Source organism: Aliiglaciecola sp. NS0011-25 (genome assembly GCF_040370605.1).
Classification (GTDB): Bacteria; Pseudomonadota; Gammaproteobacteria; order Enterobacterales; family Alteromonadaceae; genus Aliiglaciecola; species Aliiglaciecola lipolytica_A.
This window is the reverse complement of the sequence record NZ_BAABWR010000015.1, coordinates 80,216-104,289: the sequence shown is the minus strand read 5'-3', so window position 1 is coordinate 104,289 and position 24,074 is coordinate 80,216. Positions and strand designations below refer to the sequence as shown.

Below are 24,074 nucleotides of genomic sequence, written 5' to 3'. Positions count from 1 at the left end.
ATTCAAAAACTTCCCTATTTTCTCTCTTTATTAGATAACCAGTAAGACACGCCTGTATCTTCTATTGCAAATTCATTCATATAGCGCTTTATATCGCTTCTAGGGTTCATACTCGTTATCAAAACAATTTCTCTCTGCCCGTGCAGCATTGAGATAAATGACCAAAACGCTGCCTGATCAACTTTGGGCCAGTTAGTTATCCAGTCTTCAGGTCTGTAGATCAACAAACCTTTTGCTGTGTTACTAATAACTAGTTTCTCAAATGTGCTTCTTGTAGTGCCATAGGCTGGTGCCCCACCTTGGCTTGGTGCAAGCCATCTCTCATAAGTAGATAATTCGATATAAAAAGAGTTTTTTAGGCCTTCAGTTACACTTATATCTTGGCTCATGAAACACACTGAACGATATCGTACTTTATTGTTCAAATGTACTGTATCTAGCACCTGTTTTGCTTTTTCTGCTAGTACTTTTAGTCCTATTTCCATGTTTCTTCTTTCGTTTGAATTAATCGTAGCATTGTTTTGTGAGGTGTTAGTTCATCATTAAACGATAAGGACTCGATGTCTATTGATGTTTGAAACGATAAAAGCTTGCCAAATTCAGTAGATTGACTAAGTTTTATTAGCTGCTTTCTAAGCTCTTGCGCGGAAATACATAAAAACTTATGAATATTTGACTCTTCACAAAATTGTGAAAAGGACACTGACTCTCTAGAAGGAAATAGCTGGTACTTTACCGTAATGAGGGCATGTATGATTATATCATTTGTTAAGTCGGGAGTCCCTATACGTAAAATACTTCCGTCTCCCGATTTTTCAATTAATCCTAACTCACTAAATGGATAATGCTTATCAAAAAGTCTATTGACTCCTTGAAAACTTTTTTCTATCGACGCGACAGCTGAACTAGCCTCAAACTTTTCGATAATATTTTTCTCAAGATCTTTTAGTATTATCTCAGGTCTATTTTGGCAATCAAACTCAATAAAATATTGGGAGTACGTATCAGCTTTTTTCGAAAATGCCAATGCAAAATGAATCGCCCACCATGTGCCTGAATGTTCAAGTTTAGAATCATAACTATGAATGGCTTTTCCAAAATTTGTTAAACGATAAGTTTGTTTAGGCGCTGATTCAACAATACCTGATGCAATTAACCATTCTTGAATAGCTTTAACAACATTGGAACCGGCAATCATGACGGCCATCGTTTGGGCTGTATATTTGCTTGAAAAACAAGAAGGGTTTTTTTCTACAAGAGACATTGCGGTGTGAAACCACCACTTATTAAATGGAAAGGTCTGATTATTGATTAAAGACAATTCTAATTCCTTTTAAACTACAAGTTTCCGATGCTTTGCTTTACTCTAATAGGTCAAAGATTTGCCCGGTACTTCACAATTATAGATCTTAGGAAAATAACACTAACACTAATAGACAGAAAAATAAATGTGATGTTTTTTATTGTTATCAGTGCTTTGCACACTTTAATCCTATTAAAATGAAAGTATAAAAACTTTAAAATAATTTTTCTAAACACGATTAATAAATGAAACAAGCTTTTTTTGTTAAAAAAAATTGCTTTTTCCGAATGAAAATATTGAAACCTACTGACTTCTTTCTATTCATAGTTTTCAATACTCTACCTGTGCTTATACACAGCATTAATTTCACTTCAGTACTTCCATCCATTTAAAAAATTGCCTACCATTAACTTCTGGATGATTTCTCCAAAATAGGCAGCATGAAAGCAAAATACACAGGACACGATACCTTTCCGTTAAGGTATGGATGGTTGTTTAAATCTATTAACCATCTGAATAATAATGGAAAATTTCAAACATCAAATGAAGCTCATACACGTGATGCGATAGTGAAATTGGGTGTTGGCAAAAATATGGTCAATGCTATTCGTTATTGGGCGGAGGCTTCTTCTTTTGTAGAGCCTAAAAGTGAGAATGGAAGAATAGAACATTTTGTTTCTGACCTCGGCAGCTATATTTTCGGTTCCGCTGGAGAAACTGAAGGAGCAGATCCTTATTTAGAAAGAATAGGTTCAGTTTGGTTAGTGCATTTTTTACTGAATTTTAATTATGACTTTCTTTCTGCCTATCGCTACTTTTTTAATTATTCAAACGTGCAGAGTTTCGAGAAGAAAAAGCTTTTAGATGACTTTGTTGATGAATCAATTCATTTGACGAAGTCTGAACCTTCTAATATTTCGACTCTAAGAAAAGACCTTGATTGCTTTATTAATACTTACAGTAAAAAACGTAAAGCTGCTTCATCTAAAAAAGGAGCTGTTGTCGATGAGGAGCATTTTAGCTCTCCTCTGAGTGAGTTAAATTTGCTTAAAGAAAATGGTAACTCATTTTATATCAGTGAGTTAGGTGAGAGGCATAACTTACCGATAGAAATATTTATTTACGCGCTGATTAAATTTATCGCGGTTGAAAATCAGGATTCCAATGTGGACTCTATTGAATTTGACGCAATTTTGTCGAAACCATGTTCTCCAGGTCGAATATTTAGGCTATCTGAGTCTGGTTTAGGCCACAAATTAGACGAGGCGCAGCGTATCACGAATAGTAAAATTAAGTGGATTGACTCTCTAGGTTTGAGACAAGTAAGAGTAAGTAAAGAGTTAATTTCTAAACCTGAATTATATATATATCAATATTACGGAGATAGTTGTGAATAGTCATTCTGTGGTTTCCGTTAATCCTCGTTATAAATCTTCTACTCGAATTGACAGTCAAGGAGGTTTCCAAGAGTTTATTGATGAGTTTGTATTGCATGGTACAGCTATCAATACGATTGAAACATTTTGCCGGAGCTTTTCAAATAGTGCACAACGCACGTTCACATTAACCGGCCCTTATGGTTCTGGTAAATCAACTATTGCTCTTTTTATAACTTTTTTACTATCTCAAAATAGTGAAGAACGAAACTACGCTCAAGAGAAAATAGCAAATGTAGAAGGATTGACTGATTTAGTTAAAAATGCTTTTCGTTTAACAAAAGGTTGGCAACCAATTAAACATGTTTGTGGGTTAAGTTCGCCTGCTCAATCAATATTGTTAAGTATCGCAACTCAAACTAAACATAAGCTCAATGAACAAGAAGTTTCAGAATTATCAGATGCTCAATGTTTAGAGCAAATTAAAACTATTTTTAATCGCAAAGTTAATAAATGTGACGGTTATATTTTACTTTTAGATGAATTAGGCAAGGCTCTTGATTTTCAATCTCGTTCTGGGGCCGATTTGTACTTTTTCCAGGAGCTTGCCGATATCGCTCAGCAGGCGAGTACTGATGTAATTGTAATAGGTTTTCTTCATCAAGCGTTCGCCGAGTACGCAAAGAACAAAGATGCGCTTACTCAAAAGGAGTGGGCAAAGGTACAAGGTCGCTACGTTGATTTTGGGTTTAATCCAAGTATTGATGAATCCTTGGTTTTAGTTGGTGATTCGATTCAAAAAAGTAAACAAGCATCATCTACCTTACAAAAGAAGTTTTCAAAGCTTGCAGATATCACTACTAAGTCGTTTAAAGGGCAATCTAAAAACCGAAATGTGTTAATTAATACGTTTCCATTAGATCCATTAGTTAGTTTACTTCTTGGTCCTATTTCACGCAGACGCTTTTCGCAAAATGAGAGAAGTCTTTTTGGCTTTCTTGCGTCCAATGAAAAATTTGGTTTTAGAGCTTTCTTACATCAGTATTATGATGTTGGACTAGATAATTTATGTTTATACAGTCCTGAATCGTTATGGGATTATTTAGAACATAATTTACATCATATTATTGTCACCTCAAGTGACGGTAAAGCATGGTTAGAGGCATGCGATGCGATACAACGAGCCGCACAAAAGGGAAGTGACCTTCATGTAAGTATCACTAAGATAATTGCCTTACTGACTATTTTTGGATTTCAAAATCATATACATGCTTCCCGAGAATTCTTAGTTGAATATTTAACTGAAAGAGGGGAGGACAGAGGGGAAGTTGAAACTGTTATCACAGAATTAGAAAAGTGGACTGTGATAATTTTTAGACAAAAACATAATGCTCTCTTTGTTTTTCAAGGGAGTGACATTGACATAAACTCACTTGTAGTTGAAACAATAGAATCTATTAGTGAAGGCGTAGACTGGACATCAGTATGTAATGTTCAATCTCCTGTATTGGCGACATCCCATTATCACAAAACGGGATCTATGCGTTGGACTAATACACTTATTGTTGACAAGCTTGAGAGCATCGATAGCAGTATTTTAGAAAAAGAGCAGCTCTCAGGACAAGCATTTGCAACATTTGTCGTAATAGCTAAAAAGTGTAGTGAGAAAAAGTTAGAGTCTTTTTCGTTGGGTTCACCAGCCATTATCCTTGCATCACCAGAAGGAATCGAACCGTTAAAAGCAATTGCTATCGAATTACTTGCCCTTGAACATATTAAAAAGCATGAACGCCAAATAAGTCATGATCTTATAGCGAAAAATGAACTAGAAAGCCGAATCGAGGATGCTAAGAGGAACCTCGATGAACAATTCCATGAAATTTTAGAGCAGTGTCATTGGATGTTTGAAGGGAAAAAGCTGTCTTATTTACCGTTAAGTGCTATCGCTTCGCAAGTCGCAGATAGTATTTTTAGCGACGCTCCTGTTGTGTTGAATGAGTTGGTGAATCGCTCAAAACCCTCTGGAAGTGCAAATGCAGCTATAAATAAATTGATGTTATGCATGTTAGAAAATGCAAGTAAGGAAGATTTGGGCTTCGAACCTGATTCATTCCCGCCTGAAAAAGGTATTTACCTTTCATGCTTAAAAAGTAAAGGTTGGCATAAAAAAACTGCTGAAGGCTTTATCTTTCCATATGAATGGGATGAAAAAGCTAAATCGACGCATTCTAAAATGTACAACTTGTGGCAAAGTGGTGTTGATTTGATTAAAGGTAGTAGCGGTATGGTTACTATGGACCAATTATATCGACACTGGATGGCACCTCCATTTGGACTTACTTCGGGGTTATGTCGGATTTATGGCTTAGCACTATTGAAATCTTTGGAAGGACAAGTTGCGTTTTACGATAATGACTCTACGAAAAACTCAATTTTTATTCCCGAATTAGATGAAGTTTTTGTCAACAAATTACATAAACACCCACAAGAAGCTGGGGTCCGTTATTTTGAAATTTCCGGTATCCAATCCGATTTGATAAATAAGATTGCAGAAGCAACTCATTCTTCGACTGAAAAAGACTCCTCCATTTTGGAGATCGCAAAGCATATTGTAAAGCTAATTCACTTGTTACCAACTTGGGTTAAAAAGACCTCAGGAGATAGCTTTATTGACGGCAGTAAACTTGGGCTGACTGGTGAAGCTAGAGCCTTCAGAAATGAAGTTTTGAGAGCAAATGACCCCTATAAACTTATATTAGAAAGTTTACCTTCAATTTTCTCAATTGATACAACGACTGAAAATAGCAAAGAAACTTTAGCTAAGAAGCTTAAAAGTGCAATTGAAGACTTGTCATCACAGCATGAAATGTTAACCAATGGGTTTAAACAGATTGTCATCGACTTACTTGGCTGTAAGTTTGATAACGATCTCAAACACCGTTGTGAAAATGTATCAAATGCTTCTCAACGCCCGTCAGTTAAAGAGTTTGCAACTCGTTTAGCAAAGTTTATTGATGGTAAGTTAGGTTTCGAAATGGTGATAGCTACAGCCGCTGGAGCACATGAACGGAATTGGACGGATAGACATATTCGTAATGCGCTGGATGAAATCCAGAATCTCTGTGTTCAATTTAGGCGGATTGAATCTTTTAGCCGCTTCTCTGATGTGGGATTTTCTAAGCCAGTTGCTTTAATTACTAAGGGTGATTCAGGTAAACATGAAGAGTATGAAATCCATTTATCAAAATCTTTAGATGATGATAAAGAAGTAGTAGGAATTGTTGATAAACTAAACTCTTTGCTAAAAGATATGCCGATAGATAAAAAGCGGGCAGCTTTGAGTCAATTACTAATTAATAACATGGAAAAAGTTATGAGTGGTGAGAATGCAAGCTAAAAAGGTTAAACATGTTTTAGGCCTCTCTGGAGGAAAAGATAGTAGCGCGTTAGCACTTTATGTAAAGGAAACTCGTCCCGAAATTGATGTTGAGTACTTTTTTACAGATACTGGGTATGAGCTTCCTGAAACCAATGAATTTATTGATCAACTCGAAGAAAAGCTTGGTTTCATACATAGATTAAATGCACGCTCTTTAAATAATATTGAAGGCCGTGGAGAGGTCGAGTTTAAAAGCTTATTGAAAAAGCATCAGAATTATCTGCCTTCACAACGAGACCGTTGGTGTACTGTTCAAATGAAGTTAAAACCATTTGAGCAATGGGTTGATGGATTTATTGCAGAAGGCTACATTGTTAAAAATTATGTTGGTATTCGTGCAGATGAGCCAGAACGCACTGGCTTCATGACAATTGATAAACCTATTGAATCCATTATGCCTTTTAGAGAAGATGGAATTGTTAAAAGTGATATTGAAAATATCCTTCAGCGTAATGGTTTAGAGCTTCCTGCCTATTATTCTTGGCGCTCTAGGTCAGGGTGTTCATTTTGTTTTTTCCAGAAAAAAATTGAATGGATAAGGTTGAAAGAGAAACACCCAGAGTTGTTTGAACAAGCAAAAGAATTCGAAAAAGGTGAAAATAATAACGTTACTGGAGAGCGCTTTTATTGGATGGGTAAAGGTGAACCTTTAGAAACCCTTGAGAATCCTGAAAAGAAAGCTTCAATTATAGCTAACCATGAAAAACAAGTTGAACGTTTTAAGAAAAAACGTCGCAGAAATGCACTTCTTGGAGATATCGGTGGGGTCTGTGAAATGACAGACTTAGACGAGATTTACGATGATATCGAAGGTGGGGGAGCTTGCGTGACTTGTTATAAGTGATTAGTGAAATTAAGTAAACTATAGGGTTGATATGGCTGATAGCATTAAAGCACTAGAACAATTTTTTAATGATCTAATAGCTCAAGTTATACCTGGAGCTTTAGTTGTTTTAGTTTTGTGTTCAATTACAGACTTCGAACTCCCACAACACACCTCCGCAATATTAATGTTCTTTGGCATTAGTTATAGCGTAGGGCATATAGTATTAGCTTTAGACGAATCTCTAAGATTAATTGTAAATATTTTTAGTAAACCTAATGAAAATCTAACTAATGAAGCCAAAGACTCAGACGTTGTAAACGCTAAAGACTTATTTGTTAAATTACTTAATGAAAAAAATAGTGGTGTTGATGTATCAAATTTACCACTAAATGAATTAAGAAGTCTCGCTATGTCAGTTTCCAAAGAGGCGGCTGATCTTGGCCGGCGATTTATGTTTTTATCATTATCTTGTAAATCAACTGTCATCTTACTATTGATTTTTATGCCTTTTTTAACAACATATGAGTTCTTGAGGTTTTTGGCTATTTACAAGTTTGACTTGAATATATTTGTGACTATTTTGTCGATAGTTACTATCTTAATGCTTTTAACTATATTAATTATTTATCCAGTTGAATTGAGATCTCAGAATTTCAAAAGGCGAGCTAAAGAAGTCCCTTTTTCTGCGGCAATGGCTAATTTAATTTTGAACAAAGAGAGTAATAATGATACCTAAAAATGTTTATTTGGCTGGTGGGTTCAAAAGTGGTTGGCAAAATATTGTTAAAGAATGTTGTGAACATTATTCATATTTTGATCCTAGTTCGCATAACATCGTTAATCCTAAGGAGTATACAGAATTTGATTTGAAAGCTGTTAGGGAGGCGGATATTGTGTTCGCATATATGGAAGTGTCTAATCCTGCTGGTTACGCATTGGCATTGGAAATCGGATACGCAAAAGCACTTGGAAAATTGATCATATTTGTAGAAGAAGGGCTTGAAAACCCTAGAAAACGGTATTTTGATATGGTTAGGTACTCTAGTGACTTTAATTTCACTTCACTTCAAGATGGCATTGAATACCTTCAAAAGTTAGAAAACTTTTAAATCTCCAATAAATCGGATATAAACAAGTCAATTTCTTCAGTCGAATTAAAATGACTGAAGCTTAATCTCAGAGTTTTATTAGCGTGTTCATTGCTCAAGCCTATTGCGGTTAATACATGTGAAGGCTCAATTTCTTGAGAAGAACAAGCCGAACCTTGTGCTAAACAAAACCGTGATTCAGTTGCTCGTATTAGTAAACTAACATCTATTTGAGGAAGAGTGATAGAGCAAATACTGAGTAACGTAGATTCACTTTGCCCATTGATTATATATTCCACATTTGTCGGTATTAACTTACTAATAAAATAGTGCTTAAGATTGTTTTTCTTTAACTTTCCATAGTATTTAGGAAATTGCTGGACTGCAACACCAAAGGCTCTAATTAAAGGGGCTGCGACAGTACCACCTCTGAGGCCTTCTTCTTGTCCTGCCCCATGAATTACAGGTTCAAGGTGGCGCTTACGTAAATCTCGTATATAAACCGCTCCAATACCCTTAGGTCCGCCAACTTTATGAGCAGAAATTGACAATAAATCAATGTTCATGTCATCAACATCAATAGGTAACTTTAAAAAACTTTGTGCGGCATCAACATGAAATAAAACACTTTTGGAAAAGCATAGTGCACCAATTTCTTCAATCGGGTTAATAGTCCCAAGCTCATTATTGACGTGCATAATAGAAACCAAGGCTGTGTCTGGTCGAATAGATTGATCTATAGCATCTTTAGTAATAATCCCATCATTGTTTGGTTTTACATATGTAATTTCGAAGCCGATTGTTTTAAAAAAAGCACAAATAACTAATACACATTTGTGCTCTATTGAGCTGGTGACAATATGACGCTTTTCTTTAAATTCTGGATTACCTAACAAAATACTTTTAAATGCGATATTGTTTGATTCGGTAGCCCCACTGGTAAAAATAATTTCACTATCGTAAGAACCAATTAAATCTGCAATATCACCACGAGTTGCATTTATAGCTTCATTTGCTTCATTACCTTTGGAATGAATCGCCGTTGAATTTCCGTAAAGTGATTCGAATGAAGTCGTCAAACAGTTTAATACTTCTGGTAATACTGGATAAGAAGCGGCAGAGTCAAAGTAAATCAATTGAACATTCTCTTTTTAATCTTTTACAACGGGATAATTTGCAGTTCCCCATATTACATCAGAATTGTCCATCATTATCTCGATAATCGAAGGTACAAATTTAGCTAGAAAGTTTACTGCATCACGCTTTTGATCGCCATTTATACTGCTATCCCATGTTGCTCCGCCATGCAACATTTGATTTCTCAAAGTATAGAGTCTAGCAAATATTATACTTAGAACCGAAGATGTATTCTTACTACCAAGTGCTTTATTAGCAGCGGCATTTGCAGCTTTAAATTCAGTAGTCCATTGTTGTTCACTTTTATTTTGTCGTTGAAATTCCCAGAAGCCTGCATACACGTATTTGTTTGCTAAAAGCAATCTTATCGAAGTCGCAAATTCTTTCCAAACTAAATCAGACAGTCGATTAGCATTGTCTAACTCACATAGGCGTTTAATAAAATTTCCAAATGTTTCTTGTTCAGTAAACATTTTATGATCGTGAATTTCATTGGCATATGCAGAGTTGAACGATATCCATAAGAATATAAAAGATGCATCTAAATCATCTTTCTCTTTTTCCGCTCTACTTAACCAACTCAATGCTCTGTGAACTCGCAAACCTAAATTATCTGAATAAGAATCTCTTTCTGCTCTTTGTCTGGCTTTAAGATCACTAAAGTTCTTTGGCAAAATAAATTCCTTTTTAATCGAAGCATTGTTTTTTTGGTCAGCTTTACAATACCTTGCTTGGTAAATTTATTAAATATTAAGAGTTAAAAAAGCATAACTAATTGCACACAACAGATTTTTAAATAATTCAGTAGTGTTTTCATTCGACTCATCAAATTTCACTGTATAACGTATCCCCACTCATACTGTCATATCTTAAAAATAATTGATTCATTGCTGTTGGCGTTTCATTATGTTTTTTACATTAAAAGGGGCTGAAAAAGGAATTTTAAAGGATGAAAGAACAGGACAAAATCGCTTTATTTATTGACGCAGACAATGCGCCTGCTGCAAAAATTGGCATAATTCTGTCAGAATTGGCGCGTTATGGTGTAGTCAATATTCGCAAAGCTTACGGCAATTGGAAAAGCCCTAATATTAAGCCATGGGAAGATGTGCTGCATGAATTCGCTATCCAACCTATCCAGCAATTTGATTTAACCAAAGGCAAAAATGCCACTGATATCGCATTGGTAATCGACGCAATGGATATTCTGTATACCAAAGATGTTGATACAATATGTCTAGTCTCATCTGATTGCGATTTTACACCTCTAGTTACCCGAGCTTTGGCTGATGGTAAATTTGTGATTGGTTTCGGAGAGCGGAAAGCACCTACTGCATTTGTGAATAGTTGTTCGAAATTTCTTTACCTCGATGAAGAACCTGTAGACGAAAAACCAATAACCCATCGAAAGCCTAGTATCAAAAGCGATACGAAATTAATGAATATGTTGCGCCAAGCAATTGAAGCCTCTGAAGATGATGACGGCTGGGCTAACTTGGGGGCGATAGGGACGCATATTGCGAATCATGCATCTTTTGATCAACGAAATTTTGGGTTTAAAAAACTCAGTGATTTATTTGCTGCCATCGATTTATTTGAAGTGAAGCGAAAAAACGGTTCAGGTACTTATGTACGTGATTTACGCAAAATGAAAACACACTGATTGATGTTTGCTACTAAAAAATTTAGTAGCAAATATAAAAATCAAAATTATCGCAGTTCACTTTATTAAATCTCATTGCTCGTATAGACTAATATTTAACCAGATCAAAGGACTGTTATTATGCGAAATGTATATTTCTACCCGGTTATTTTCTTTTTTGCCTTTAGTTTATCTGCCTGTGTTGCTGATACTCAAAGTGTTAAAACTTCCGAATTTTCTGAATCAGTTGATCAGGCTTTAGGAGCTGATGATTGGTTAGGGGCAACCTATGATGCTCCAGAAAGTTGGGTTGAGGATAAGGGGCCTGAGCTAATTAAATACACTGCACCTGAAGATGATAGCTTCATGGTAATCACAGTGGTGAAAGGTGCCGATGATGCTGCTAAGGCGGCCATGCTAGCTTGGCAAAAATTTTCTCCTGGCTTTGCCCGTGAAGTGCGTTTCATTAACGATGAAGTAGCTAACAATGGTTGGCAACAGCAAACCTTTATTGAATATGAAAGCGCGATTTCTGAAGAGCGGGGGTTTTATGCCGTTGTTTTGCGTAACGCTGACGACTGGCATGTGGTGCTGGTTGATTCTAGCTTTGCCGTGTTGGGTAAACGCGGCTCTCAGTTAAACACCTTACTACAAAGTTATACCGTGCTTGGCTATGACGGTGAGAACTTCGCTAGTGCGTCTGCCCACAAACTTGATTCACAAAAAGTAGAGGCGTTGCTGAGTTTCGTAAATGAGTCTGCCAAGAAGTTGAAAATACCCGGTGCTGGGATTGCGGTGGTGCAAGATGGTAATGTGGTATATGAAGGTGGAGTAGGGGTGAAAAATATCGCCAGTGGCGAGCCTGTAGATAAAGATACTTTGTTTATGGTGGCTTCGAATACCAAAGGAATGACCACTTTATTGTTGGCTAAACTTGTTGAGATGGGCAAGCTTGATTGGGATGATAAAGTCACCGATCACTATCCTGAATTTAAACTAGGTAGCCAAGAAACCACAGATAAAGTGCTTATTCGTCACCTCGTTTGTGCGTGTACAGGTTTACCTCGTAAAGATATGACATGGGTATTTAATAGTGGGCCAGATGCGCCAGCGTTAATGGCAGTAGAAGATTTAGCCAATGTAGAGCCTACCAGTGATTTTGGAGAGTTATACCAATACAATAATCAAATGCCAGCAGTGGCCGGTTTAATAGCAGGTCATATTCTCTATCCTGACATGGAAATAGGCGCCGCTTACGACAAAGCAATGCAAGAATTTATCTTTGATCCCTTGCAAATGAATAACACCACTTTTTCTTTTGAAACGGCCTTAGCGGGCAATGTTGCTACACCTTATGCAATCAATTTTGAATCTGAGATTGAGGAAGTTGAACAGACTAGTGATCAAGGATTTAATTTGACTATATTGCCTTATCGTCCTTCTGGCGGCGCGTTTTCTTCCGTTTCGGATATGCTCAAGTATCTTGCTAATGAGTTGACGCTCGGTGTCAGCCCACAAGGTAAAAGGCTTTTTGCACAAACGCCCTTATTGGAAAGACGTATACCGGGTGTGTCTTCTGGTAAAGATGAATATTACGGGATGGGACTGTCGACCAAGAAAATCGCAGGGGTAGAGATTATTGAACATGGCGGCAGTATGGCTGGCTTTAAATCGCAATTCATTGTGATACCCAGTGCCAATGTCGCCGCGGTTATTTTGACCAACTCGGATGAAGGCTATTACTTAACTTCTGCATTTCAGCGCAAATTAATAGAGTTGCTCTATGATGCCGAGCCTAAAGCGGCTGACGAAGTGGATGTATTTGCCCTTGAACAACAAAAAATCAATGCATCGCGTTTAGATGAAATGGATTTACCTGGCGATGCTGCGATTTTAGCTAATTTAGCCACTCACTACGAAAATGATATTTTAGGCGAAGTGTCAATTTCAACGGTAGCGGGAGAAACCATCTTCGATCCTGGCGTTTGGAAAAGCCCGTTAACCACTAAAACCAGTTCAGATGGCTCAAATTCTATTGTGATGCTTAACCCAATCATGTTTGGAATGGAGTTGGTTATTGGACAAAACGAATCCGGTAAACGGACTTTAAAATTGATCGATACGCAGCACTCTTATGTGTTTACCGAGGTAAGTGCTAAGTAAGCTATTTTCTGATTTAATTTATCGATTGTTTGCTAGGTGGTCAGTCTGCCTAGCAAACGTCTGAATTGTGTATTTATTCTTCTTCTGCCTGTCTGTTACGTTTGTCTATTACGTCTTTTGGTTAGATCTGCTCAAGGCTATTCGTTGTTTATTTTTTCGTGCATTGTTTGTATGCCCCTGCACCATAACAGCCATTTAGTCTTTTAAAAAAATAACATTTGATGAAAAACGTTTAACAGTAATTATGCTAAATCTTCCTCACTGTTTTTGCTACTAGTATCCAATAATCAATAAGTTAACTCAGTCTGAATGTTTGCTTGTACCTCGTTTATACGTAATTATACGCCCACGGTATGAAAATTGCTGACCGGATGGTCAACTTTTAAGTGTAATCTCAGTGGAGAAGTATAAATATGTCATTTTTGAAATACGCTAAGCCCGCCATGTTGGTTTTGCTCGCAGCTAACACAGTCGCCTGTGGTAATACCGAAACGCCTAAAACACAAGTTGAGCCTGTCAGTACGCTAAAAGTAGCTCAACAAACCCATGCAATTAAAGCGGTAGTGGTGACCATGTACGAGTCTGGCGATGCAATGGGAGATGAGGCGGGTGAGCTGCAACTCTGGTTGGAGCGCGGTGATTTCTCTGAGCAATTAGACTTCCCACTCGGTGAATACGATTTATATCTTAATAAAGATGGCGTCTTGGTGATTTGTGTGGGCGGCGGTATTCCCAATGCAACGGCATCGATTATGGCACTGGGCTTAGATCCACGCTTTGATCTAAGCAAAGCCTATTGGGTAGTTGCAGGGATTGCCGGTGGTGATCCAGAAGACTTATCGTTGGGCTCGGCTGCATGGGCGAAGCATGTTGTTGATGGTGATCTTATTTATCAAATAGACGCCCGAGAGATACCTGAATCATGGCCATATGGGATTATTCCATTAGGTGCCACCGAGCCTGCCCAAGAGCCAGAAGACATTTCTACCGGATGGACACTAGATACAGTTTCTTTCGATCTAAACAGTCAGTTAGCCGATTGGGCTTACACTCAAACCAAAGACATTGAATTGGCCGATAGTGAGGGGATTAAAGAGTTTAGAGCGCTATTTAAAACCATGCCGAACGCGCAGAAGCCACCTTTTGTGACCATAGGCGACACATTAAGTGCAAGCAAATACTGGCATGGTAAGCACCTAAATGAGTGGGCCAACGATTGGTTGAAGTTATACGGTGGTGATGATGCAAACTTTATGACCAGTAATATGGAAGACTCAGGCACCTTAACCTCACTTTTACGCTTGGCTCGGATTGGTAAAGTTGATCCGCAAAGAGTGATGGTGTTAAGAACGGTGAGTAATTACACCATGGCGCCTGCCGACAAGTTAACCAGTTGGAGTGTCACTGCGCCGTATCCTGATGGTGGTTATCCTGCTAAAGATGCGGCTTATGTAGTGGGGAATACAGTTGTTCAGGAAATTGTGAAAAACTGGGGTACTTATGAGAATACGTTACCTTACCAAGTGAAATAACAGGCATTAATTTGGTTTTGTTCAACTAGCAGGTTAAATTAACCTGCTAAAAACCAATCAATCTTAAAATAAACCATTCTCTTTTGGAGCCATTACAATGAAATTGGTGTGTTTACTCTCTATCTTTTGTATGAGCCTTGTGTGTAATACCTTTGCCGCAACCTTTGATAAAGAGTTTGAAGCTTTTAAAAAAACGGCCTCGGCTGATGAGCTTTATCGGTTTTTATATGCGATGCCCAAAGGGGGCGACTTACACAATCATTCCACGGGTTCGAATCTGTCAAAATGGTGGTTTGATGAAGCCATAAAACAGCAGCAAAACGGTTATATTTACTATACGAAAGTGAAAATAAACAATTGCAAAGCCTATGCAGCAGGGCAAAATTCAAGCCCACCTTATTTAATGCTGTTTGTGAATATTCAGGAGTTTGAATACAAAAAACTCGATAGCTGTGAACAATCTGAATATAAACGCTTGCAAGATCTTAACCCAGAACAAAAACAAGCTTGGATGAATAGCATTCGTTTAGATAAACCCACTGAGGGACGTGATGAGTTTTTTGAAACCCATTGGGCGCGACTTAATTCGTTGATGTTCAACCCCTATATGCAAGCCAATTTAATTGTCAAAAACATGCAAGCCTTTGGCGCTGAGGGTTTATCTTATTTAGAAACCGATGCTGGAGTGCGTGGTTTTGTGCATCCAGATGGCAGCAGTTTTGGGCATGAAGAAGTGTATCAAATATACCTAAAGCGCTTTGCGCAAAAAGATGCCATCGACACGGGTGTCACGGTTCGTCTGCAATACGCGTTATTGCGGTTTTCTTCGCAGGCCTTAGACGGACTAGAGTGGATGTATAAGTTTGTGTCTGAACATCCAGAGCTTTATGTCGCCGTTGATATGGTTGGCCGTGAAGACAACGACAAAGGCCATCCGTTGCGCTTTTTACCCACGTTACGGAAACTCAGACATCAGTATCACGGCGTTAACTTATCCATTCATGCTGGTGAAACTGATGAGCCTAATCAGCATATTCGCGATACCCTGTTACTCGGTGCCACTCGCATCGGTCATGGATTTAATTTAATCGACGATGCCGATACCTTATTGTTGATGCGCTACAACCAATACCTGATTGAAATTAACCTCATCAGTAATCTTTTATTGGAATATGTAGATGATTATTCACAGCATCCGTTTCCTGAATATTTACGCTTAGGAGTGCCGGTAGCATTATCCACGGATGACCGAGGCATGTGGGACTCAAACATGACCGATGAGTATTATACTGCGGTGACAAACTTTAATATGTCGTGGTCGGAATTAGTTAAAACAGGCGCAAACTCTCTGGCATTTTCGTTTGTTGACGAGCAAACGAAACAACAACTTTTAGACGATTACTACCAACGTATCACTGAATTTGAAAAAGCCTTTAAAGCCAAAAAGATGGCTGCACTTCGTCAGGTAAAACCGGTTAGTTATTCCTACGCGTGCAAGGCATTTAAAGTCTGCGGTTCTTGATCTTAAAAGCACGGCTACATCTAATACGCGCAGCTTAGCCTGAGCTTAATCGAGCCGCAGTTTTCATTCTTAGATTTCTCGCGGCTGGGGCTGGTATTTTACAACCTAAACAATCCTTTGAACTCGACACTCTGGCGGCGCGATACCGTGACCTTAGTACCATTTTTTAAGGTTAATTCTAAACTCTCATTCAGCAGTGGTGAAACCTGATCAATTTCGTTTAGATTTACCAACTGCTGCCGATTTGCCCTGAAGAATAAACCAGGTTGTAAGCGCGCTTGAATTTTACTCAGGGCTTTGTAAATCATCGGTCTATTGCGGTCAAAGTAAAGACGGCTATAGTTGCCCATAGATTCAATTAGATGCACATCCGCTATTTTCACTAACCAGCATTGTTCGCCATCTTTTACAAAAAACTGGCTATCAGCTGTTAGCAAGTCCGCTTTATCGGAGGACGGGCTATGGGGGCGGAGTTTATCCCTTACTTTTTCCAACGCTTGGTTGAGACGTTGTGCAGTGACCGGCTTCAAAATATAGTCTAAGGCGTTAAAGTCAAATGACTTAATGGCATATTGATCATAAGCCGTGGTGAAGATTACTTGGGGAACAGAGTCTAGTTCTGTGAGCAGATCGAAGCCGTTTTTTTCTGGCATATTAATATCCAGCAATATCAAATCTGGATTGGTCTCATCAATTAGATCAAGAGCCTCGTCAACATCTTGGGCTTCGCCCACCACCTCTACATCATTAACCTGTTCTAACAAGTTAATTAGCTCTAATCGTGCTAGTCGCGAATCATCAACTATTACAGCGCGTATCATCGCTGGTACTCCATGGAAGTAGTATATTGACCACAACCTGTTCATCTTGTTCGGTCATGGTAATAGTCGCGTTGTCGGCATAAAGCAGAGCCAAACGCTGTTGGATATTGTTTAAACCCATACCCGTGCTGTCTTGCGCACTTTTTTGGATCTTACCGCTGTTGCGTACTTGCAAAAATAAACTGTGTTCTTGGCGTTTTGCCACTAGACATAATTGGCCACCTTGTTTTTTGTTAGCAATGCCGTACTTAATCGCATTTTCAACTAACAATTGCAGCATCATGCGAGGAATAAATGCCTCTCGGGTATCCCTTTGAATGTCGAACTCGGTTTGCAAACGGCCTTCAAGTTGAATGTCCATTAAGGCTAAATAGTCTTCAATCATGGTTAATTCGTCGGCCAAAGTAACCAAGTGATTGTTATTAGAATTGAGTGTGTAGCGATACATATCAGCTAAGTGACTTAGCATGTCTCTGGCCCTGTTGGCATCTTCCAAAATCAGGGCGCGAATATTGTTAATGGTGTTGAACATGAAGTGGGGGTTTAGTTGGTTAATTAACGCCTCTAAACTGACTTGTTTGAGGGTATCATCGAGTTGTTGTTTCTCTGCCTTGATTTGTTCAAATCTATGATAGCGCTTAATAGCAAAGTAAAGTGCTGACCAAATCAACATCACTAAACTCAAGTTAATGATATTTGACACAAATTGCATCAAGGTGAACAGCGTAGGGGTGTTATACAATGCCTCAGCAAAGGGTTCAAAAATGATAAACACGAGTAAGGTAATGCATATGCCCGCGATGATACTAGCGCCAAACGCAGTTAAGGTTAACATCGGTGGTGGCAACGATAGTACTTTAGACAAGTGATAAAAACGTCGTAAGACCGATGAAACGAACAAACCAACAAGCACTAATACGCTAGTGGAGATGAACTCTGCCCAAGAACCGCCTTGCAACAAGGCTCGGCTAAAAAAGTTGATTGCGCCAAACAGCAACCAACCTATTAATTGAAGTAATATAAACGAACGTGACATCATATTAAATTCTAGCGTTAATCCATTCAGCCATTAAAACAAGCACATGGGTATCCATAGTTTGTTCGATACTAGCATACTCGTTAGGTAATCCTGTGTCTGCATTTTGAAATAAGTGATTTAGATTGGGCAGCGATTTAATCGTGAAATCTGCATGATTGTTCGCTGTTAATAGGGTGTTTAGCGCTGCTAAATTGGTCTGAGCTGCTACTTGCAAATCTTTAGCGCCGTTGATGGCTAGAATAGGGCAGCTAACCTTATCTAAATATTGTTTAGGTTGGTAGCCTAGAAAAAAGCGCATCCACGGTGAACCAAGTTGCTGAGCTTTGCCCGTTGCAGCGGCTTCAGTTGCACCTTTTTGAATGAAATAGTCATGAATCTCCTCGCTGCTCATGCCGTTAACAATGCGTTTATAAAGCTGTGTATCTTGTTGACGTTGTGCTTTTAGGGCAGCTTCTTCCACGCCCATTAACTTTTGGATATCAAAAGATTGTTGGGTGACTAAACTCACGCCATCAACCCCTAAGCCAGCCATCATCACCACAAAGGCAATGTCTTGGTTTTTACTGGCAAGCATGGGCGCAATCATTCCACCTTCACTGTGACCAATAAGGCCGATTTTATGTTGTTTTATATCAGAGCGGGCAGCTAAAAATTCAAATGCGGCTTGTACATCACTTGCAAAGTCTTCGCTGGTGGCGGTGGCAAAGTTGCCTCCAGACTGCGCGGTTCCTCGGTCATCAAAGCGCAATACTGCCAAGCCTTGAGTGGTTAAATAGTCTGCAATTACTGCAAAGGGCTTGTGTCCAAACAGCGTTTCATCACGGTCTTGTGGACCTGATCCTGAAATTAAAATGACTGCGGCAAAATCGCCTTCACCTTTAGGTTTAGTCAAGGTACCGGCCAAGTTGATATTTGCTTTGCTATTCTTAAATACAACGTCCTCAATCACATAATCAAAGGGAGCCCCTGGGGTTTGTGGACGCTCTGGCGCTTTTACTATTTCAATGCTGCGGTTGAGCACCAGTGGCAGTTTTGCACTACCTTGAGTAAAGGTGCCGGTTATGGTGTCTGGATTGCTGAAGCTTCCTGTAAAGCGCATGCCAATCGCATTTACTTTAAAGCTGACTTCTGGCAGCGCTACTACCACTTCGTTGATGGGGATGCCAGTTGCACCTTGTGCTGGGCTATCTAAGGTTGCGGTGATTTGGTCACTTTCTTGAGAAAAATGCACGATCATCGGCAAACTGGTGTTTTCATTCACCTTTAACTCACCTTGCCAACTGCCAATCACATTTGCCAAAGCGCTAAACGCGGGTAGCAAGCCCCAAAAAATAATGATGAAAGAGATTAACGGTTTTGTTTTGAACATTTTTTATTTCCTCTAGTTAGTTAGTGACACAAAGCTTAACTATCTGGATTGCTCATTTGTGGATTATATGACTAGCGGTAAATGGCGAGGATGACTGGTAAAAAAGCATGTTTAGCAAATCTAATATGCTTTCAGAGTATATTAACCACTAACGGGTTTGCTATGATAGAGGTTATCAAGATGCTGATATCTTTTTCATGCATTCAATATGGACTTATCAAAGTACAAGGATTAAGAGTGACTTTAAGGAAGATAGCAGTAGATGCAAACCGGTAATTTATCATCCCAAGTTGATGAACTGAGTATTAAACAAAAAGGCCTACATTTTTTACAAAACTCAGCTGGCGCGAGAGCCGCTTTACTGCTGATTAGTTGGGTTTTGGTTTGGTTCAGTGGCGCTTTGGTTGAATTTTCTCACCATGCCAGTGTTTGGTTTCCGCCAGCGGGGTTGACCTTTGCTGTGTTTTTTGTGGTGGGCGCTCGTGCTATCCCAATCGTCATGTTGGCGGCGATTTTGGTCACTTTGTTTACTAACAAAGACTACCAAATTGAACTGCAAAGCGTCGAAGCCATAGAAGGGGGCGTGCTGTTTGGCGTTGCCCATATCCTTCCTTATTATGCCGCTAGTCAATTATTGCGTTGGTTAACGCAAACAAAGCAACTTACCTTACCACTATCTATTATCAGCTTTTTGCTAATTGCTGCGGTTGCATCATTAATCGCGACTTTTTTAGTTTTAAATTCGCTGGTCTTCTCCGATATGATGCAATTGCAAGAGATTATGTCTACTTGGTTACCGTTTTGGATAGGGGATATGGCTGGTATTGTTGTGCTCAGCCCATTATTTTTTAGCATCATGCATGTTATTTATCCGAAAAAATTCTTTATGTTACTTGAGCATATTGAAGGCCAGTTAAGCACCTCAACCCCGCAGTATAAGTACAAGTTGTTGGTTTCAATAGCATTAATTGTAATAGCTATGTTGCTGGCCAAATTCACTCAATCTATGGATAGCTCGTTTGCAATCTTCTTCTTGGTCATACCGCATATGTGGATTGCCTGCACTGAAAATGCCTTTTTCAATATTTTGAGTTTGGCCGTGAGTAGTTTGCTGGTGGTATTTTTAGTCGATGCGTTAGAGCTGATGGAGTTTGTTATGGTCTATCAATATGCGATTAACGTGGTAGCGACTAATGCGATGTTTGCCATTGCTGTGCCTGCATTAACTGCACACAATCACCAACTTAAAAGCAAAGTTTTTACCGATAATTTGACCCAAACGGCATCCAGAGAATACCTAATACAGCGCGCTATTTCTGAATTACGTCATGCTCAATGGGAAAACAAAGATTTATGTTTGTTGGTTTATGATATTGATCACTTTAAAAAGATAAACGACTCCCACGGCCATAATGCGGGAGACAAGGCTCTAAAAATACTCAGTGAAAGCGTTAAACAATTATTACGTCCAAATGACTTATTGGGGCGCTTTGGTGGCGATGAATTTATTGTTCTGCTGCCTGATACCAATCAGCAAACGGCAATGATGGTTGGAAATCGTCTATTGGCGCATATCAATGGTATGCAACTGAATGATGGTGAACCTCTTTCTATCAGCATCGGGATAACCGAAATGCAAGCTGATGATGATTTTGAAAGTCTCTTCAAACGTGCAGATAGTGCTTTGTATGAGGCCAAACGTTCTGGAAGAAATTGTATTTATCAACATTAGCCAAAAGCCCGGTTGAGTACAGTTTATTCAACTGCACACCGCTGCTTTACTTAAGTCGCACATAAACCTTTGCTTAATTTAGATGACGCTTTGTTGCTATTTATCAAAAGCGCTTCAAAAAGTCAGTGAATAACCTTGTAACTTGATCCATTGACGAGTTAAGTCGGTGATCTCCAGTAATCAAATGTAATTCACAAGCAGATTGGGCAGCGTATTTTTCTGAGTGTTGATAGGGTATTACCTCATCCTCTTTACCATGCACGATGCAAATCGGTTGCTTGCCTGATGAGTAACTTTGTTTGTCATAACCTGGCATGAATAGGGCAGGTGCTAATAAGAATACACCTGCGCATGGATGACGCTCGCAGGCTACCAGTGAAACATAGCCGCCCATTGATGAACCCACCAGTAATACAGGCTCAGTAACCTCGGCTAAACGCCCAATTAACTTTTCTACCCGTGCATCTGGATTGGCAATGGCTGAATAATCGAGGCTATCTACCTGATGACCATGGTGTTGCGCAATCTTTGCCAAGGTAGTTATTTTAGAGCCCCAAGGACCACTTTCTTTTCCGTGAGAGAAAATCACCTGCATAATTTTTCCATTAGTAAATTGTCATTTTATTGTTTAAGGCAGTGTATCAAATTGCCCGTGGTTTGCTGTTGAATACAAATGATTTTTTAGCTGATTTATAAAGTACTTGGAGCAACAACGATGTGCGAAAAATGAGTGAAAGTAGACTCATTGAAAAAATATAAATCTTTTATCTTTCATAAATCTGTCATTAATCCTGTTGTTTTATGAAGCTTTTATCACATTTTTTTTATGTAATAGAACTGTCTTTTTTATCTGCTAGTTTTTTTCTGCACTATTTATTCCTCAAAAAATATTCACGTGAAATGCAATATTTCTCGGGTTTTTTGTGCTGATTTTTAGTGGTTTGTCTTGGCTTTCTCAAAGTTAAAAAAGTACCGATTAGGCGCGTTTTACTTTGTGTGGAATTGAAAAATCAACTCATATTTGATGGGAAAATTATAATGAAAACTAAGTTTGCGAACGCTCGTTCGTTAGGTTTGCTGTGTCTTGTTGCCACACTTGCTGCCTGTGACGACGATAAAATTGTAGAAATTGAAGTGCCTGTAGAAGTACCAGTTGAAATACCTGTGATGGTTAACGCAGAGCATGCAATGTTAACCGACCCATTCTTACAATTACCTACTGAGAGTTCCGTCAGTGTGGTGTGGTTTACCAATTTCGAGGGTACTGAGCATACTTTGCAGTACGGTGAAACCACCACCACTAATGTTGTTACAACCTCATTAACTCGTATGATGGAAGATGCGTCATCTCAACAATTTGGTAAAACCTATGATGCAGTGAGTTATCGCTCTGTGTTTCGTCACGAGGCGGTGGCAGAGGGCTTAACGCAAGGTGAGCGTGTAGAATATTCAGTTTCCAGTAAAGATGAAGATGGGTTTGTATTTGCCAGCGATACTTTCACTTTAGCGCCAGCTCCTGCTAAAGATGCTCCTTTGAAGATATTACTTACATCAGACTTACAGTCGAAAAAGAATGTTGTCGCTAACTATCAAAAAGTAGTCGAAACCGTCGGTGTCCCTGATGCAGTATTGTTTGCTGGTGACTTTGTTAATGTACCGGATCGTGCATCTGAATGGTTTGATCAGGCAAAAGATAATGCGCCAGGTTTTTTCCCTGCACTACAAGGACATTATCAAAAGTATCTACCGGGATTCCCATACAATGGTGGAGAAATACTGCAACATTCACCTCTATTTGGGACCATTGGTAATCATGAAGTGATGGGGCGTTATCGTCCGACTGAAGATGATTACTCTCTTAATGGTGGCTTTAATGATCCGCAACCAGCTTGGTATGCGGAAGCCGCTTATGAGCAAGTAAAAGCCGACGTAAACCCGACTGATGATGCTCAGATTAAAGCCCAATGGATTGCTGATCAATCACATAATCAAAACAGCTTCTTAGATATTTTCTCTTTCCCTGATGATGGCCAAGGTGGTGAAGAATATTATGCAACTGTATTTGGTGATGTGTTTATTATTTCAATGAACGTGTCGAGAATCTGGCGTTCGTGGAGTGTCTCTGGTGCTAGCAAGTCTAAATTTGTGGAAAGCTTAAGCACCTTAGAAGATCCTTCACAATGGGGATTTGGTGAGTTTTTGTTTGAACGTTTTGACAAAGATTCCGAGCAGTACGCATGGTTAGAATCGGTTATGCAAACTGATGCTTTCAAAAATGCTAAATATAAAGTGGTAATGGCCCACCAAGGGGTATTTGGCTTAGGTGATAATACCGTGCCGGTGTTGTCACAACCGGTTATGCAACTTGTTTAAACGGATGCGCAAGGACTTGAAACTATCACTGAGTTCACCTTTCCTTTGAGCACTGAGACCTGGACCAATGACGTTGAACCAATGCTCAGTAATATCACTGAAGTGCGTTATCAATATCCGTTAGCTCAAGACGTATGGCTCAACGATATTGAACCACTACTGTTGGAAAATGGGGTGGATTTAGTGCACATAGGACACTCACATTTGTGGAATCGAGCGCAAGTGGAAGACCTCCATTATTTAGAAAGCTCAAATGTGGGCAATTCTTATGGTGCTTATTATGTTGATAGCAGCGGTGTGTATACCAAAGATGTGCGCTCTAGTTATGCCGATTTTTGGGCCGATGTAAATTCGGAAAATCCACGCTGGGCAATTGAAGATTATCCACCAAATGGCGATCCCCAAGGCCGCGCAATGAGTTTTCCAACGGTGTTTAGCCCGATGAGTTTAGAAAATGACGCTTATCCAAACTTGCCTTTTGTAACCAGTAATACCTTGTCAGTCTTTTCGATCTTAGATACTGGAACGGGCACAGTACAAAGTTATGTGTTTGATCCGACTAATCTTAATTCTGAAGTACAGTTATTCGATGAGTTTTCAATAGAGTAATTGCTGAAATTCAGTATTGGCTAATATTTGCGGCTAATATTTGCGGCTAATATTCGCGGCTAATAGCGCATAGTGCGCTATTAGCCGATTTTTTAATGGTTTT

The 24,074-nt window shown here is 39.0% G+C and carries 20 protein-coding genes; 12 read left to right on the top strand and 8 right to left on the bottom strand.

The window, feature by feature from the left end; all coding sequences use genetic code 11:
- Positions 1-14: 14 nt before the first annotated feature.
- Positions 15-485, bottom strand: a complete 471-nt coding sequence (locus ABWV72_RS14220; RefSeq protein ID WP_353371312.1) for a hypothetical protein — start codon at positions 483-485, stop codon at positions 15-17.
- The gene (locus tag ABWV72_RS14215; RefSeq protein ID WP_353371310.1) at positions 476-1,321 is read right to left on the bottom strand and encodes a DUF4007 family protein; all 846 of its coding nucleotides are present in this window, start codon (positions 1,319-1,321) and stop codon (positions 476-478) included. Before ABWV72_RS14215 ends, ABWV72_RS14220 begins: the two co-directional genes overlap by 10 nt.
- 422 nt (positions 1,322-1,743) lie before the next feature.
- Between ABWV72_RS14215 and ABWV72_RS14210 the strand changes: the two genes are divergently transcribed.
- Genes ABWV72_RS14210 through ABWV72_RS14190 form a run of 5 tightly spaced genes read left to right on the top strand, consistent with a single transcriptional unit; the run spans position 1,744 to position 8,053 of the window.
- Positions 1,744-2,700: a DUF4007 family protein gene (locus ABWV72_RS14210; protein ID WP_353371308.1), complete on the top strand. Its 957-nt coding sequence runs from the start codon at positions 1,744-1,746 to the stop codon at positions 2,698-2,700.
- Positions 2,693-6,076: a hypothetical protein gene (locus ABWV72_RS14205; protein WP_353371306.1), complete on the top strand. Its 3,384-nt coding sequence runs from the start codon at positions 2,693-2,695 to the stop codon at positions 6,074-6,076. Before ABWV72_RS14210 ends, ABWV72_RS14205 begins: the two co-directional genes overlap by 8 nt.
- The gene (locus ABWV72_RS14200; protein ID WP_353371304.1) at positions 6,066-6,962 is read left to right on the top strand and encodes a phosphoadenosine phosphosulfate reductase family protein; all 897 of its coding nucleotides are present in this window, start codon (positions 6,066-6,068) and stop codon (positions 6,960-6,962) included. The genes ABWV72_RS14205 and ABWV72_RS14200 overlap by 11 nt, the downstream gene beginning before the upstream one ends.
- Positions 6,963-6,993: 31 nt before the next feature.
- Positions 6,994-7,680: a hypothetical protein gene (locus ABWV72_RS14195; RefSeq protein ID WP_353371302.1), complete on the top strand. Its 687-nt coding sequence runs from the start codon at positions 6,994-6,996 to the stop codon at positions 7,678-7,680.
- Complete coding sequence (locus ABWV72_RS14190) at positions 7,670-8,053, top strand: nucleoside 2-deoxyribosyltransferase domain-containing protein (protein WP_353371300.1); 384 nt, start codon at positions 7,670-7,672, stop codon at positions 8,051-8,053. The genes ABWV72_RS14195 and ABWV72_RS14190 overlap by 11 nt, the downstream gene beginning before the upstream one ends.
- Here ABWV72_RS14190 and ABWV72_RS14185 read toward each other — a convergent pair.
- On the bottom strand, positions 8,050-9,168 hold the full coding sequence (locus tag ABWV72_RS14185) for a cysteine desulfurase family protein (RefSeq protein WP_353371298.1): 1,119 nt from the start codon (positions 9,166-9,168) through the stop codon (positions 8,050-8,052). The two genes, ABWV72_RS14190 and ABWV72_RS14185, sit on opposite strands and share 4 nt — an antisense overlap.
- Before the next feature lie 15 nt (positions 9,169-9,183).
- Positions 9,184-9,843, bottom strand: coding sequence for a hypothetical protein (locus tag ABWV72_RS14180; protein ID WP_353371296.1), 660 nt, complete (start codon positions 9,841-9,843; stop codon positions 9,184-9,186).
- A 275-nt stretch (positions 9,844-10,118) separates the two neighbouring features.
- On the opposite strand from ABWV72_RS14180, the gene ABWV72_RS14175 reads away from it, so the two are divergent.
- The 4 genes from ABWV72_RS14175 (at position 10,119) to ABWV72_RS14160 (ending at position 16,028) form a co-directional block, all read left to right on the top strand.
- A complete protein-coding gene (locus tag ABWV72_RS14175) occupies positions 10,119-10,832 on the top strand; it encodes an NYN domain-containing protein (protein ID WP_342804620.1) in 714 nt (237 codons plus the stop codon).
- Positions 10,833-10,952: 120 nt separating this feature from the next.
- On the top strand, positions 10,953-12,974 hold the full coding sequence (locus ABWV72_RS14170; protein ID WP_353371293.1) for a serine hydrolase domain-containing protein: 2,022 nt from the start codon (positions 10,953-10,955) through the stop codon (positions 12,972-12,974).
- 413 nt (positions 12,975-13,387) lie between these two features.
- Positions 13,388-14,506 (top strand): purine nucleoside permease, encoded by a 1,119-nt coding sequence (locus tag ABWV72_RS14165; RefSeq protein ID WP_353371291.1) that lies wholly within the window; start codon positions 13,388-13,390, stop codon positions 14,504-14,506.
- A gap of 97 nt (positions 14,507-14,603) precedes the next feature.
- Positions 14,604-16,028: an adenosine deaminase family protein gene (locus ABWV72_RS14160; protein ID WP_353371289.1), complete on the top strand. Its 1,425-nt coding sequence runs from the start codon at positions 14,604-14,606 to the stop codon at positions 16,026-16,028.
- Positions 16,029-16,126: 98 nt separating this feature from the next.
- Here the strand turns inward: ABWV72_RS14160 and ABWV72_RS14155 are convergent, their stop codons facing one another.
- The 3 genes from ABWV72_RS14155 to ABWV72_RS14145 are packed head-to-tail and all read right to left on the bottom strand — an operon-like array spanning position 16,127 to position 19,257.
- Entirely contained in the window at positions 16,127-16,849 is a 723-nt protein-coding gene (locus ABWV72_RS14155) for a LytR/AlgR family response regulator transcription factor (protein WP_353371287.1), read from the bottom strand.
- Positions 16,827-17,888, bottom strand: a complete 1,062-nt coding sequence (locus ABWV72_RS14150) for a sensor histidine kinase (RefSeq protein WP_353371285.1) — start codon at positions 17,886-17,888, stop codon at positions 16,827-16,829. Before ABWV72_RS14150 ends, ABWV72_RS14155 begins: the two co-directional genes overlap by 23 nt.
- Position 17,889: 1 nt before the next feature.
- Entirely contained in the window at positions 17,890-19,257 is a 1,368-nt protein-coding gene (locus ABWV72_RS14145; RefSeq protein WP_353371283.1) for an alpha/beta hydrolase family protein, read from the bottom strand.
- A 262-nt stretch (positions 19,258-19,519) separates the two neighbouring features.
- Here ABWV72_RS14145 and ABWV72_RS14140 point away from each other — a divergent pair, with 262 nt between their 5' ends.
- Complete coding sequence (locus ABWV72_RS14140) at positions 19,520-20,989, top strand: sensor domain-containing diguanylate cyclase (RefSeq protein WP_303500592.1); 1,470 nt, start codon at positions 19,520-19,522, stop codon at positions 20,987-20,989.
- A 103-nt stretch (positions 20,990-21,092) separates the two neighbouring features.
- On the opposite strand, the gene ABWV72_RS14135 is transcribed toward ABWV72_RS14140, so the two are convergent.
- Entirely contained in the window at positions 21,093-21,584 is a 492-nt protein-coding gene (locus ABWV72_RS14135; protein WP_342804612.1) for a YqiA/YcfP family alpha/beta fold hydrolase, read from the bottom strand.
- 443 nt (positions 21,585-22,027) lie between these two features.
- On the opposite strand from ABWV72_RS14135, the gene ABWV72_RS14130 reads away from it, so the two are divergent.
- Together ABWV72_RS14130 and ABWV72_RS14125 are read left to right on the top strand one after the other, a co-directional pair.
- Complete coding sequence (locus ABWV72_RS14130; protein WP_353371280.1) at positions 22,028-23,362, top strand: metallophosphoesterase; 1,335 nt, start codon at positions 22,028-22,030, stop codon at positions 23,360-23,362.
- Positions 23,363-23,407: 45 nt separating this feature from the next.
- Positions 23,408-23,971, top strand: coding sequence for a hypothetical protein (locus tag ABWV72_RS14125; protein WP_353371278.1), 564 nt, complete (start codon positions 23,408-23,410; stop codon positions 23,969-23,971).
- Positions 23,972-24,074 lie beyond the last annotated feature (103 nt).